The organism is Mitsuokella sp. AF21-1AC, assembly GCF_003458855.1.
Classification (GTDB): Bacteria; Bacillota; Negativicutes; order Selenomonadales; family Selenomonadaceae; genus Mitsuokella.
In genome coordinates this window covers 712-15,284 of the sequence record NZ_QRVW01000010.1, presented here as the reverse complement: position 1 = coordinate 15,284, position 14,573 = coordinate 712, and the positions used below count along the sequence as shown (strand labels likewise).

Genomic DNA, 14,573 nt, shown 5'->3' with positions numbered 1-14,573 from the left:
GCGGTCAGATGACTGCGAGGATGTCGCTCTCGCGGACAATCAGATAATCCTTGCCGTCAACCTTGACTTCCGAGCCCGAATATTTGGAGAAGATGACGCCATCGCCAACCTTGACTTCCATGGCTGCGCGCTCGCCATTATCGAGCAGCTTGCCAGTGCCAACAGCAACGACCGTGCCCTTCTGCGGCTTCTCTTTCGCCGTATCCGGCAGCACAATGCCGCTGGCCGTCTTTACATCGCTTTCTGCAACTTCGATGACAACTCTTTCGCCCAATGGCTTAATCATAGGTATCTTCCTCCTATAAAATGAATTTACATAATCATGCTGTTAGCACTCACCAGTCCCGAGTGCTAACTACAGTTTTTATATTAACCCCTCTAAGTCAAAATGTCAATATCATTTCCTAAAAAAGTCAAAAAAACAAAACCTCCTGCCGCGCACATGCAAAAGAGGGCTGCGTCAGGGCAGCCCTCTCAAGAGTCCGGATACGGCAAAATCAAACGAGAATCAGATGACCCAGTTGTTCGGCGCCATCATCGAATTCAGCATGGTATGATGCAGGATGGTCTCGGCGATCTGCTGCGCATCCCTGCCATCTTGCCCGGCGGCAAGCGATGCATACGGCTGAGCCGCCTCCGGCAGGCCGGCATCCTTCGACAGCACGAGCAGGACGATAAGGCCGGCCTGCAAGAGATGCGCGAGTGTTCGCCCGCAGTCCTCACCCTCTGCCGGGGCGTAGAGATACGTGTGACGGCCGTTGCGCACGAGGTAATACTCCGCTTCTTCCACGGCCTCAGCCGTCGTGCCGTCAAGGCCCGGCTGGAAAGCCACGGCCAGCGGCCTCTGCCAGTTCAGCGCGCTGCGCAGCTGCGGATTGGCCGCGAGATGGCGCCTGCCTTCGCCCGAGACGATCTCGCGCACGACGCCGCAGGCCGCCGTCATATTGCTGATGCGGTCGATGAGGATGAGCTCGCCCTGCGTGCGGTGATGCTCGAAGAGGTCGATGACGATGGGTTCCGTCACGGCGATCTCACAGACAGCGATCTCGTTCTTGTGGAGTGTATCAGCCTCGACGTGCTCGCCCGTGTTGATGTCGATGCGGTAGTCAATCTTCGTCAGGATGCCCGGAATCTTTTTCGTGCCGAGCAGGACGAGGAAGTTCTTGCCGATGGAAAGCGGCACATCGTCCATCCAGAGAATCTCCGTCTTGAAATTGGCAGCGAGCTGCACACCGCTCGCCTTCTCGAGCACGCAGCCGCGCGATACGTCGACTTCGCGGTTGAGCTGGATCGTGACGGGCTGGCCTTTTTGCGCCGTCTCGACCGTACGGTCGGCCACGAGGATTTTCCGGACCTGCGCCGTTTCGCCGCTCGGACGCGACGTGACGGTATCGCCCACCGCGATGCTGCCGCTCTCAATCTGCCCCTGGAAGCCGCGGAATTCGTGATTGGGACGGCAGACGCGCTGCACGGGCATGTAGAAGCCCTCTTCTTCGACGGCGCTCACATCGACCTGTTCGAGATACGGCAGCAGCGCCGGGCCGTCATACCACGCCATATGCGGCGAACGCTGCGTGATGTTGTCACCTTCCGTGGCCGATACGGGGATGACTTGGACACTGTGAAGGCCAAGTTCCTGCCGGATCTCTGCGATCTGTGCCTCGATTTCCCGGAAACGCGCCTCATCATAAGCGGCCAGGTCCATCTTGTTGACGGCGAAGACGAAGTAGCGGATGCCCATGAGCGCGCAGATGCGGGCATGGCGGCGCGTCTGCGTCAGGACGCCCTGCGTCGCATCGATGAGGATGATGGCGAGGTCGGCAAACGAGGCACCGCAGGCCATGTTGCGCGTGTATTCCTCATGGCCCGGCGTATCGGCGCAGATGAAGCTGCGGTTGTCCGTCGTGAAGTAGCGGTACGCCACATCAATCGTGATGCCCTGCTCGCGCTCAGCGAGCAGGCCGTCGAGGAGCAGCGAGTAGTCGATGGCGCCGCCGCGGCTGCCGACCTTGGAGTCAAGCAGCAGGGCCTCCTCCTGATCTGCATAAATGAGCTTGGCATCGTATAAGAGATGACCGATCAGCGTGGACTTGCCGTCGTCGACGCTGCCGCAGGTGATGAATTTGAGTAAATCGTTCATATCAGAAATAACCCTCCCGTTTCCGGCGCTCCATGCTGCCGGCTCCCTCGTGATCGATGACGCGGCTCGTGCGCTCCGATTCGACGGCGCCGAGCGTTTCCTCGACAATCGCATCGAGCGTATCGGCTTCCGATTCGACGGCGCCCGTCAGCGGATAGCAGCCGAGCGTGCGGAAGCGCACCTTCTTGTGCTGGATGTCCTCCGGCTTGAGGCCGAGCTTCTCGACGATGCGGTCGTCGTCAATCATGATGAGATTGCCGTCGCGCTCGATGACCGGGCGTTCCTTGGCAAAATACAGCGAAACGATATCGAGCTTCTCGCGGCGGATATACTGCCAGATATCCTTCTCCGTCCAGTTGGAAAGCGGGAACACGCGGATGCTCTCGCCCTTTTTGATTTCGGCATTGTAGAGCTTCCACATCTCGGGGCGCTGGTTCTTCGGGTCCCAGGCCTGTGCCGCGTTGCGGAACGAGAAGACGCGTTCCTTCGCGCGGGACTTCTCCTCGTCGCGGCGGCCGCCGCCAAACGCGGCCGTGAAACCGTATTTCGTCAGTGCCTGCTTGAGTGCCTGCGTCTTCATGATATCCGTATACGAAGCACCGTAATCGAAGGGATTGACGCCGGCCTTCAGGCCCTCTTCATTCTTGTACTCGATCATCTCGAGGCCGTATTCCCTGGCCTGGGCATCGCGGAAGGCGATCATCTCATGGAATTTCCAGGTCGTGTTGATATGCAGGAACGGGAAGGGCGGTTTCTCCGGATAAAAGGCTTTGAGTGCGAGATGCATCATGACCGTGCTGTCCTTGCCGATGGAATAAAGCATCACCGGCTTCTCACATTCGGCCGCCACCTCACGGATGATGTAAATGGCCTCGGCCTCCAGGGCATCGAGGTGCGATAATTTTCCCATATGAATGACTCCTTATTGATTCTGTAATCGCTTCAGTACCGGTTGGCATTCTGCCGGTCGATGGTGATGACGGTATCGGCCCTGCCGGGCTGCTCGATGCGCCAGTGGTAAAAATGGCCTTCGCGCTCGATGCGCAGCGTGCCGCCGCTGCCGCCGATGTCCGCGCCCAGGAAGTAGCCGATGGCGCTCACGGGACATTCCTTCATGCAGGCCGTACAGCCCCAGCAGTCCTCCACCGCGCGGATTTCCGCCTTGCCATTTGACGAGAGCCGCAGCAGATTGCCGGGACAGGCCTCCGTGCAACGACCGCAGCCGATGCAGCGTTCTTCATGGATGCGTATGCTCATAATGACCTCCCTTGACCAGCGGCCGGTACAGGATCTCAAAATCCCCGTCCTTCCACCTCGAATTGACGTAGCAGAGTCCGTCAGGCGACTGCTCCGGATGATCGGCATTCTCGCCGAACGTATGCCAGCGCGTTTCCCTGCGTGCGAGCAGATGCGCGATGAGGGCCCGGCAGACTGTCAGCCGCTCGCGCAGCTCATAGATCTTCATGAGCTCGTACATGTCGTCGGCATGCAGGGCCGGCAGCAGCGTCTCGAGATGACGGATTTTCTCTGCTGCCAGCTGCAGGCGGCTCTCGTTGTAGCGGTAATCCGTGCGGATGCCGCCGGCGTACTCATCCATGATTTTCTGCATCGCTTCTTCAAGCTGCAGGGGCGTGAGACTGCCCGCTGCCTGCCGGAAATACTGCTCGTACTCCGCCGTGCGGTCAGGGCCTTCTGCCTGTATCGGCGCCTCGGCCTCCGCGAGATACGCGGCGATGGACTGTGCGGCGATGCGGCCCTCGGCCAGCGCCCCCGTCACGTATTTCTGCGGCGCGCCGCCCGCCACATCGCCCGCGGCAAAGAGGCCCGGAATCGTGCTCGCGCGGCCCGTATCAACCCAGTAGCCGCTGGCCGTGTGGCCGCCCACGACATAAGGCTCCGTGCCCTCAACCTCGACGGGCTGCTCCTTCGGCCCCCTGCCGCTTTCCACCCATTTGAGCGTCTGCGCCGGTGCCATGTTGAGATACGCATGATAGAGGTCCTGCTGCTGCGCGTCGCTGATGTGACGCGTATCGAGGTAGCACGGGCCGTTGCCCCTGCGGTTCTCCTCGACCGTGCCGTAGATGCGCTCCGGTGTCGTCAGGCCGTATTTCGTCTCGTAGATCTCGCCCCTGGCATTGACCTGCTTCGCGCCGACGCCCTGCGCAATCGTGCCGGTCGGCGCAATCGTATCCTTGCAGCGCAGCGCCACGAAGCGATGCTCAAAGGTCGTCATCTCGGCCCCGGCCCGGATGCCCATCGCAAAGCCCGCACCGGTGTTGAACGGCGGATACCACATCTTGTGGCGTGAGAAGCCCGGATTGTTCGGCCGGTAAAGCCCGGCGGCACCGCCCGTCGCCACGAGCACGGCGCGTGCCGTGATCTCATAGGCCACGGGCTCCCGCACGGAAAAGCCCCAGGCCCCCGTGACGCGGCGCTTTCCCGCCGCGTCCTGCTGGACCATGAGGTCCGTGATATTCACATGGTTGAGGACGGTCACGTTCTTCTGCCTGCGCACCTCCCGGGCAAGCAGCGGCTTGATGTTCTCACCGTTGATCTTGACGTTGCGCCAGCCGCGCGTCACGTAGCGGCCTTCTGCATCCTTCAGGATGACGAGGCCCAGCCGCTCGAGATCCTCCGTGACCGCATTGACATCTTCCGCCAGCGTCAGCATGAGATCGTCGCGGATGATGCCCTCCGCATCCCGGCGCGCATACTCGACGTAATCCGCCGGCGTATGACCGCCCGATATATAGGCATTGAGGGCATTGACGCCGGCAGCCAGGCAGCCGCTGCGCTCGATATTGGCCTTTTCAGCAACGATCACGGCAAGCTCCGGCTTCCTGCCGAGCTGCATGGCCGCATAGCAGCCCGCCGTACCGCCGCCGATAATGAGGACATCGGCCGCAAGGCGCCGCCTCTCCATCTGTACAGGTTCCATGAACATCTCTCCCAAAATCCAGTTTCAACACATTGTTGCGATGCCTGCCGCTTTGCCGGGCCTGAATCAAATCAGAGCCAGTACCAGGCCGCTGCCGGCGGCAAGAGCCATGGGCAGGGCCAGCGACGAGTGGCGGTAATGGATGGCATAGAGGCAAATCGCAGCAAGAACGAGGGTAAAGAGCAGCACGAGTCCCGAAGAGAGGGAAAGGCTGCTGCCCGCCGCAAGATTCGTGCGCAGCATCGAGAGTGCCACATTCAGGAGCAGGCCGCTGATGATGGGCCGCACCCAGAGGCTGATTTGACGGAAGACGGGCACATCGTGGAACGTGCGCAGGAGCCGCGCAGCCAGGCCGAAGATCAGGCCCGAGGCCGCCACGCTCACGGCAAAGCCGGCCAGCGCCAGCAAAAAGCCGCCCATGATGCCGCTCCAGCGCAGACCCGCAAGATACCCGATGCCCGTCAGGATCTTGCATAGGATGGAGCCCGGCAGCGCGTTGGCCACGGGCACAAGCTGCCCGTAAAAGTCGGCCGCCTCCGTCGTCCCCCCCTGCACGAAAATGCCATCGGCAATTGTCAGATAGGCATCGCCGCCGCCAAATGAAAGCAGCGAGGAAAGAAAGCCCTGCCCGAGATACATGAGGCTGTCCGGCACGAGCATCAGGGCCGGCACGGAAAGCATGGCCGCGAAGAAAAGCCAGATCACGATTTCCCGCAGCGTCTCCGCCCATAATTTCCGGCCGCCAATTTTCTCGCCGCCGGCACGAAAGCTCTGCAGCAGGCCCCGCAGACCGAGCACCACCATCAGGAAAATGGCAAGGTGCTCCAGAAAGGGTGAAGCGAACAGCTCCATATGGCTGCCGCTCAGGAGATAGAGCACGGTGACAAAACCAGCCGTCAGCCCCCTGCCCCGCGAAAAGCCGCTGCCCAAAAAGAAGATCAGGAAGAACGCCAGGCCCAGCACCGACAGCACCGACAGATTGAAGATGGGCGTGATTGGCAGACCGAGCAATGCGTAGAGATTCTTCTCCGAGGAGAGCAGGAACACCGCCACCATGACGAGGCACATCGCGCGGAAAATCTCACCGCCCGCCTGCTCGGCAGCTGCGAGCGATTTGAGGACATAGGCCACGAGCAGGCTGATGATGAAAGCGCCGAGGCCAACCGATACGTAGCGGATGCCCGAGATGGCCGCTCCCTGCTCGCCGGTCAGGACCGAAAGGATCAGTACCGTCAGCAGGGCGCCCGGCAGGGCCATCATCGAGGCGGCGAGCAGCATGCCCGGGAAACCGCCGATCCTGCGGCCGATACCAGCCGCGATCTCAACGGGCAGCGCACCCGGCGTGATGCAGGCTGCAATCACGTCTTCTTCGTAGTCGCGCTTCGACACAAGCCGCCCGCGCTGCACGACTTCCGCCTCAATGACGGGAATCAGCGCATTGCCGCCGCCAAAGCCGATGGCTCCGATGCGCAGCATGCTGCCGGCCAGCCGCATGAGCCTGCCGTATTCATGGCGCACACCTTGCACGGCCTGTCCTGCCTGCAGGAAAATCTGCTCCACTGCCCTCACCCTTTCCAAGAAAATCAAGCAACCAGCATCTGACATAAAAAAGGAGGTTCTAAGACCACAGGTCATCCCTGTGATCTTAGAACCTCCATGCATTGGTCAGTTCTTTTCAAACGATGTATTTATCATAAGCGAAATAACATAGTTTGTCAATATGTAAATATTACTTTTCGTAAGCCTTGAGCTCTGCCTCGACGAGTTCGTAGAGCTTGCTGCCCTTCTCAATGCCCGTGAAGTGCGTCAGAGCCTCTTCATAGCCATGTTCCTTGACATAAGCTTGTACCTCTACGGCTTCCTTATCGCCCTCATAGTCAAAGTGCAGGGCGGCGGCGATGACCTTTGCGAGCGCTGCCGGCGTCTTGCCCTGTGCGATGAGCTGCGTGGCCGGGCTCACGAGACGGTCCTTGGCGCCGAGTTTGCGCTTCGGTCCACGGGCTACGCGCGTGACCTCATCGGAAAGATGCGGATTCGCGAAGCGTTTTTCCGTCGTCTCAACGTATTTCTGATGGGCAGCCGGATCGAAACCGTATTTCTCGATGAGCATGCTGCCCGTCTCGCCCCAGACCTTGCGGACAAAAGCGACGATTTCCGGGTCCTGCATAGCGCTGTAGATGTCCTTGATGCCCTTCTGGTACGCAAGGTATGCGATGGAAGCATGGCCCGTATTGACCGTGAAGAGCTTGCGCTCGATATAAGCCTGCAGGTTGTCGACCCAGGTCAGGCCCTTGATTTCCGGAACTTCGCCCTTGGCCTGCGTGCGGTTGACATCCCACTCGCAGTACGGCTCAACCTGTACGAGCAGCGGCTCTTCGTTGTGCTGCAGCGGCACGATGCGGTCAACGGCAGCATCCGGGAAGCCAATGTACTTGTCGACAAGCGGCTTGGCCTCGTCTGCAAGATGCTCGTAGACGAAATTCTTGAGCACCGTCGAACCGCCGACCATGTTCTCGCAGGCGATGATATTGAGCGGCGTCGTATTCTCTTTGACGCGGCGTTCAAGACCCTTGGCAATATTCGGTGCGATGAACTTCAGGATATTCGGGCCGATGGCCGTCGTGACGATATCGGCATGCACGATGGCCGCGAGCAGATCCTCAAGGTTCGTGTTGCTGTTGATGGCCTTGACATGCTCGACATGGATTGTCTGCGGCTCATCGCCTACGATCTGGATGTTGTAGGCTTTCTTGGCGTTGATCGTCTCGACCAGCTCTTCATTGACGTCGACAAACGTCACTTCATAGCCGGACTGGACGAGCAGCTCGCCGATAAAACCGCGGCCGATATTACCTGCACCAAAATGAATTGCCTCTTTCATGATTCTGAGTCCTCCTATATCTCACACGGCTCACCGGCCGAAAGAGCCGGCCGGGAACCTGCGTGAATGTCTCAATCAACCTTCGTGAACACGTTGTAAAGGATGTTCGGGTCCTTCGTCGTGTAGAGTTCATGCAGCTGTTCATCGCTGTACTCATCCATCGTCGTGGCAAGGTTGGCGAGAATGGCCAGATGGTCATTGCCGCGGCCTGCGATGCCGACGATGAGATATGCCTTGTCATCACCGAACTGAACGCCTTCCGGATACTGCAGGACGACGATGCCGGACTTCTTGACGCTGTCCTTGACGGCATTCTCGCCATGCGGAATGGCAATGCCCTTGCCAATGTACGTCGTGATATCCTTCTCGCGGTTCAGCATGCCCTGGATGTACGGCGTATCGACATAGCCGCCCTTGACGAGCAGCTCGCCGGCCGTCTTGATGGCTTCTTCCTTGGATACGCTCTTGAGGCCGACCTTGACGTTTTCTTTCGTCAGGATACCTTCCTTGAGCGTTTCCTCAGCAGCCGGCGCATCGCTCTTCGCGACGCCTTCACCCTTGAGGCGGGCCGATACGATGTCATAGACGTTGTTCTGCGTGAAATCCTTGACCCAGATGTGCTCGGCCTGCGGGCTGTCTTCGAGCGCGCGCTCCGCGAGCTTCTCATGGGAAACGACAAGCTGGGCATCCTTCGGGATGTTGCCGATGGCGCAGTTCGTGACCGAGATATCCGTGTAACCGTCTTTCTTGAGCTTCTTGCGCAGGGCAGCAGCGCCAAGAGCCGAGGAGCCCATGCCGGCGTCGCAGGCATAGACGATGCGTTTGAGTTCTGCACCGGAGACCTTCTTTTCATCAGCCGGCAGATCCTTGCCGCGATTCTTCATCTCGACCATGGATTCACGGGCAGCTTCGAGGGATTCATCGTTGCCATCATCGTGCGAGCCCTTGATGAAGATGGAGGCAACGGCACAGGAAACAGCAGTGGCGACGAGGAAATCCGCGATGTTCGCAAGGAATGCGCCTTTCGGCGTCATGGCGAGCACGGCGAGAATGGAGCCCGGGGAGGCCGGAGCAATGAGGCCGCCGCCCAGGAGGTTCAGCGTGAAGACACCGCTCATGCCGCCGGCGATGACGGCGAGCACGAGAATCGGCTTCATGAGGATGTACGGGAAATAGATTTCGTGAATACCACCGAGTACGTGAATGATCATGGCACCAGGCGTGGATTCCTTGGCCATGCCTTTGCCGAAGAACCAGTAAGCGAGCAGGACACCGAAGCCAGGGCCCGGGTTTGCCTCGAGCAGGAAGAACATCGATTTGCCGTACTGCTCAGCCTGCTGGATGCCCAGCGGGGAAAGGACGCCGTGGTTGATGGCGTTGTTGAGGAAGAGGACCTTTGCCGGCTCAATGATGATGGAAGCGAGCGGCAAGAGGCCCATGGCGACGATGCCTTCGACGCCGGCACGCAGGACTGCGTTGGCAGCGAGGACAACCGGGCCGATGGCCGCAAAGGCCAGGATGGCGAGGATACCGCCGATGATGCCGGCCGAGAAGTTGTTGATGAGCATCTCGAAGCCCGTCGGAATGTGGTCTTCGATGGCCTTATCGAACTTCTTGATGACCCAGCCGCCGAGCGGACCCATGATCATGGCGCCGAGGAACATCGGGATGTCGGAACCAGCGATAACACCGGACGTTGCAATGGCACCGAGGACACCGCCGCGATGGCCGTAGATGGCAGCACCGCCGCTATAGCCGAGCAGCAGCGGGATGAGCCATTTGCTCATCGGCGCGCCGACCTGCGCGAGGTATTCGTTCGGACACCAGCCCGTCGGAATGAACAGGGCCGTCAAGAGGCCCCATGCGATGAATGCGCCAATGTTCGGCAGGACCATGCCGGAGAGGAAGCGGCCAAACTTCTGCATGGCTTCCTGAGCGCCTTCCTTGTTTTGATTGCTCATAAGAATCTCCTTCCATACAAGTACCTATTATGACAACACATCAAATATAAAATATAAAACCTAAGCATTCTGACTGCCGAGGAGCTCCTGGTATTTCTTTTGATAAAAGTCCTTGAAGATGGTTTCGAGCTCCTGGTAGATATCGTGGGGATTGCCCTCGTTGAGGATCTCGATGAGTCCCCAGCGTTCGAGCAGTGCCGCGGATACGGCACCGATGGTTTCAAGCGCCTCGCGGCTGCTGTCCTCAGGGCCCAGCATGACGATGGCCGTGCGGACGAGCTCACCGTCCTTCGCCGGGTACTGCACCGGCACCCGCAGATGCAGGATGCCGAAGAGCGGCGACGGTGCAAAGTGCGTGCGTGCGTGCAGCAGAACCATGGCGTTGCCGCGCAGGATGGTCTCGCCCTCCGCCTCGCGGGCGAGCAGCGCCGAAGCGATGCCTGCCCGGGCCTCGGGCTCCTCACTGGCCGCACAGGCGGCAGCGCGGCAGATATCCTGGATGGCCGGCATCTTTTCCTCAATCGCCCGACTGAAGAAATTCTGCAGGAGTTCCTGGATGGCCTTTGTGTAGGCAGCCATCTGGCGCAAGGCCTCGGGGAACGGCACGGCTTTCTTCTGCGGCAGTGCTTCGCGCAGGCGGACGGCCTTCTTCTGCTGATGCAGGATCTCTTCATCGATGCGGCGCTTGTCCGCCTTGTCGAGCAGCGGCGTCGTGACGACGACCGGCAACGGCGACCACGGGATTGGCACCGTCGAGATGACGAAGTCGGCGTGATGGCTCCTGGCGTATTCCGCATTGATCTGCAGCGCAGAGACGAGGTCGACAATCTCAAGCTCATCGTATGACTGCTTGAGGCCGCTCGCCAGCATGCGGCTCGTACCCATGCCGGTCTGGCAGGCCACGATGACGCGCAGGCGCTGCGGCGTCACGGCGTGATGTTCCGTGAGAGCCGCGCCGAGATGCATTGCGATGTAGGCAATTTCCGCATCCGGCAGCTTCTCTCCGAGTTCCTCTTCGAGCGGCTCGACGGATTTGCGCGCGAGCTCCATGTACTGCGGATACGTCGTGCGCATCTCCTTCAGCAGCGGATTCCGGATATCCATGTGCATGCGCAGGCGGCTGATGGAGGGGCCCAGATGATTGACGAGCCCCAGCAGCAGTTCCTTGTTGCCAAGAAGCCTGCTGCCCGTCTCCTGCTCCGCGCGCTTCATGATGGAACGCGCCATGCGCACGAGATGGAAATTGTCGACCACCGAAGTCATGTGGTCATCGTCCGTGCGGTAAAGGCTCCGCGCTCCCAGGAGATGCATCGTGATGTAGCCGATCTCGTCTTCGGGGACCGTGATGTCAAACCGCAGGGCCATGCGCCGGGAAAGCTCCGTCGCCACCTGGTATTCCCGCCGTCCGCGCAGGGCGGCAAGCGTTTCGGCATCGATGTGAATGTCTTCCTGCTTGCGCATGCGCTGGACAGCGAATGACAGATGAACGACGATGCCGATGAACGCCGTGTCGGAAAGGTGATGCGGCAGGCCGCTTTCCATCTCATGGACCATCGCTTCCAATTCATGAACAATGTGTTCATCCACGAGGTTCAGCAGATACTGGTCGGCCGCGCTTCCCTTCTCACCGCCCTGCAGCTGATCGTGCACGAGGCACAGCAGCTGCTCCTCATCGAGATTCGCATAGATGAGCTCGACGAGTGCACGGCGGATATCCTGTTCGCTGCCCTTGACGTAGGCCCCGAGACCCGGGCGCCTGACGAGCAGCAGGCGGCGTTCCTGGAACCATGACTCGAGCTTGTCGAGATCATGGCTGACGGTGCCGTCCGTCACGCGCAGCATATTCGCGAGCGCGAAGAGCTTGATGGGCTCCGTCGTCCGCAGGAGCTGACCGGCCAGGATGATCTGCCGCTGCTGCGGCGTGTAGGCGGAAAACTCCATCTGCATGGTATTCTGACGAAGCTCTTCAAGCTGAGCGTCATTGCCCGCAATCCTGAGCCCAGCCCCCGTCTTGCGCACGAGTTTCAGGCCATATGCCTTGAGCATCATCTCCACTTTCGGGAGCTCGCGCGAAATCGTCTTGCTGCTGACGCCGAGCTCTTTGGCAATCGTTCCGGCTGTCACCGTATCGCCGCCTGCCAGCAGGCACTGGATGATGGCGATGGTGCGAGCACTTGTCTTCATGTTGCAGCCTCCTATGTACACTGGGAAGCCTTTTGGGTTCCTTCAACTTAAGTTACTTTTATTATAGCGGATACCCCGCCCGGAAACAATCAAAAGACATTTCGTTTCGTCCGAATTCGTTTTGGACAAAATTAAAGAACCCCTGCCAAGTCCTTATTTGGCAAGGGGTTCAAAATGTCCAGAACGGATTTCTTATTTAGTATTGCTGTGCTTACAGGCGTGCAAGAGCCGTCAAACTTTGCCACCGGCTGCCTTGACGATGGCCTCGGCCACTTCCTTAACGGTCAGCCGCTTCATCATCGCATACTGCTGGATGCGTCGGTAGGCTTCTGGCTCCGACAGGTGGTGAGCCGCCATGAGGATGCCCTTGGCGCGGTCGAGCGTCTTGCGCATGGCCAGCGAGTCCCTGAGGCCCGCGAGTTCCTGCTCGAGTCCCTGCATCTCCTGCCAGCGCGACAGCGCGATTTCGATGGCGGGGAACAGGTTGTTTTCCTGCACGGGTTTGACAAGGTAGCCGAGCACACCGGAATCCTTGGCCTTCTCGACGATTTCCGGCTGGCTGAAGGCCGTCAGCAGCAGGACGGGTGCCAGCTTCTCCTCGGCGATCTTGCCCGCCGCCGTGATGCCGTCCATCTGCGGCATCTTGATGTCCATGATGACAAGGTCCGGGCGGTGCTGACGCGTGAGTTCCACGGCCTTGCGCCCGTCGATGGCCTCACCGACAACCTCATGACCGGCCTCTTCCAGCATCTCCCGAAGGTCCATGCGAATGATGGATTCATTATCTGCGATGACGAATCTGAGTTTCTCCTGCTTTGCCATTGTCACACTTCCTGTCCATTCATCAGTATCTGTTTATTTATATCGTTCTGTCATTCATCAGTGGGGTTCGGCTGCGCCTTCGGCAGGTAAAGCCGGGCATGTGTGCCATGTCCTCTGCCCTTTTCATCATTTTCCAGCACGAACGTGCCGCCGAGGTCCCCCTCCACAAGCGTGCGCACGATGGAAAGTCCCAGAGACTTGCGCGGCCGCTCGGCAAAATCATCCGGCAGCCCGATGCCATCGTCGTAAAAGTCGAGCTGCCAGTGATCCGGCGCCTCCTCGACAGCAAGGCCAATGAGCCCTTCCGTGCGCCCCGTGAATGCATGTTCCATCGCATTGAGCACGAGCTCATTCAAGACGAGCGCCACCGAGCTCGCACACTTCGAGGGCAGGATCAGCCGCGGCCCCTTGAACTCCGTATGGATCGTGAAGTGGCGGTCGGTCATGTTGCGCGCCGCCAGCTCGAAGATATGCTCCATGACCTCCTGCACGTCGATATCCTCACTGCCCTGCTGGGAAAGGTACTCGTGAACGACAGAAATCGAAAGGATGCGGTTGACGCTCTCCTGCAGCGCGGCCTTGACGTCCTCCGACTTCGAGCGGCGGGCCTGCAGCCGCAGCAGGCTTGCAATCGTCTGCAGATTGTTCTTGACGCGATGGTGAATCTCCTGGATGACGGCGGACTTGATGCGGATCTCCTTGTCCTTGGCCCGCGTATCCGTCACATCGGACAGAATGACGATGCGCATCTTCGTCGCGCCGCCTTCCTGGATAACAATCTCGCGGCGGATGAGGATGAGTCCGCCCGCCGTGATCTCCTTCTGCCAGGGCCGATCGCGCTCAACCGTCTCGCGCATGACGTGCTGCGTGAGCTGCCGGTCAAAGAGATGACAGCCGCGCAGGCTGCCGACACCGAGCACCCGGTAGATGCGCTGGGCCGCCGCATCGGCAAAGACAATGCGGCTGTGCGCATCCGTCAGGATGATGCCGTCGCGCGCCGTGATGGGATGAAACTGCTCGGGGTCGAGCGAGCGTCTGGCATATTGGAGCACCATGACGGCTGCCTCCAGGAGATGCAGGTAGCCGTCAATCGAGAGCTTGTCGGCATCGACTTCAAAGTTCAGCACACCGATGACCTTGTCGCCGTCGTGTATGCCAAACGTGTACATGTCGATCATCGAGCCGTAATTCCACTCGCGCTTGCCGCGGCCCGGCCGCCCGGTGCGGAAGGTATCCTCCACCATGGGTTCCTCGATGCAGCGCACAATCCTGCCCACGCCTTCCGGCTTGCCCGGCATATAGATGGTATGCGGACGCTCCTGCGCGATGAGCAGGAACGAATCCTGCTGTCTGGCGCGCACATAGACCTTGAGTTCTCCGTGGGCAAGATCGGCCACAAACGGAAAAACCACCGACATGCGCATCAAAAGACTGATCTGCATAACCGAAAGCATAGTATGCCGCCGGCACAGTAAAGCAATATCTTCCATGTTACACGCCCCTTCATTCCATAAACATTTGTCCTATAGTATAGCAGAAAACGTTTAATTTTGTAACAACAAAATGTTAATTTTATAAAATCAAAACCACCAGTTAAACTGGTGGTTTGCTCTGGCCCTATAAGGGCCAATTACCTGTGGTAGCACC

At 59.4% G+C, this 14,573-nt stretch carries 11 protein-coding genes; all 11 read right to left on the bottom strand.

Annotated elements, in window-relative coordinates; genetic code table 11:
- Positions 1 to 4: 4 nt before the first annotated feature.
- Positions 5 to 286: a co-chaperone GroES gene (gene groES / locus DWX75_RS05175; RefSeq protein ID WP_118015271.1), complete on the bottom strand. Its 282-nt coding sequence runs from the start codon at positions 284 to 286 to the stop codon at positions 5 to 7.
- A gap of 222 nt (positions 287 to 508) precedes the next feature.
- Positions 509 to 2,140 (bottom strand): sulfate adenylyltransferase subunit 1, encoded by a 1,632-nt coding sequence (locus DWX75_RS05170; protein ID WP_118015270.1) that lies wholly within the window; start codon positions 2,138 to 2,140, stop codon positions 509 to 511.
- A gap of 1 nt (position 2,141) precedes the next feature.
- A complete protein-coding gene (gene cysD / locus DWX75_RS05165; RefSeq protein WP_118015269.1) occupies positions 2,142 to 3,050 on the bottom strand; it encodes a sulfate adenylyltransferase subunit CysD in 909 nt (302 codons plus the stop codon).
- Positions 3,051 to 3,082: 32 nt separating this feature from the next.
- Positions 3,083 to 3,397 carry a ferredoxin family protein gene (locus DWX75_RS05160; protein WP_118015268.1) on the bottom strand — a complete coding sequence of 105 codons (315 nt, stop codon included), beginning with the start codon at positions 3,395 to 3,397 and terminating at the stop codon, positions 3,083 to 3,085.
- Complete coding sequence (locus DWX75_RS05155) at positions 3,378 to 5,078, bottom strand: adenylyl-sulfate reductase subunit alpha (RefSeq protein ID WP_118015267.1); 1,701 nt, start codon at positions 5,076 to 5,078, stop codon at positions 3,378 to 3,380. The genes DWX75_RS05160 and DWX75_RS05155 overlap by 20 nt, the downstream gene beginning before the upstream one ends.
- Before the next feature lie 66 nt (positions 5,079 to 5,144).
- Positions 5,145 to 6,638, bottom strand: coding sequence for a chromate transporter (locus tag DWX75_RS05150; protein WP_158558760.1), 1,494 nt, complete (start codon positions 6,636 to 6,638; stop codon positions 5,145 to 5,147).
- 169 nt (positions 6,639 to 6,807) lie between these two features.
- Positions 6,808 to 7,959 carry a mannitol-1-phosphate 5-dehydrogenase gene (locus tag DWX75_RS05145; RefSeq protein WP_118015265.1) on the bottom strand — a complete coding sequence of 384 codons (1,152 nt, stop codon included), beginning with the start codon at positions 7,957 to 7,959 and terminating at the stop codon, positions 6,808 to 6,810.
- 71 nt (positions 7,960 to 8,030) lie between these two features.
- Positions 8,031 to 9,920, bottom strand: coding sequence for a PTS mannitol transporter subunit IICBA (locus DWX75_RS05140; RefSeq protein WP_118015264.1), 1,890 nt, complete (start codon positions 9,918 to 9,920; stop codon positions 8,031 to 8,033).
- A 60-nt stretch (positions 9,921 to 9,980) separates the two neighbouring features.
- A complete protein-coding gene (locus DWX75_RS05135; RefSeq protein ID WP_118015263.1) occupies positions 9,981 to 12,104 on the bottom strand; it encodes a BglG family transcription antiterminator in 2,124 nt (707 codons plus the stop codon).
- A gap of 231 nt (positions 12,105 to 12,335) precedes the next feature.
- On the bottom strand, positions 12,336 to 12,926 hold the full coding sequence (locus DWX75_RS05130; RefSeq protein ID WP_118015262.1) for an ANTAR domain-containing response regulator: 591 nt from the start codon (positions 12,924 to 12,926) through the stop codon (positions 12,336 to 12,338).
- A gap of 50 nt (positions 12,927 to 12,976) precedes the next feature.
- Positions 12,977 to 14,416, bottom strand: coding sequence for a sensor histidine kinase (locus DWX75_RS05125; protein ID WP_118015261.1), 1,440 nt, complete (start codon positions 14,414 to 14,416; stop codon positions 12,977 to 12,979).
- Positions 14,417 to 14,573: the final 157 nt, after the last annotated feature.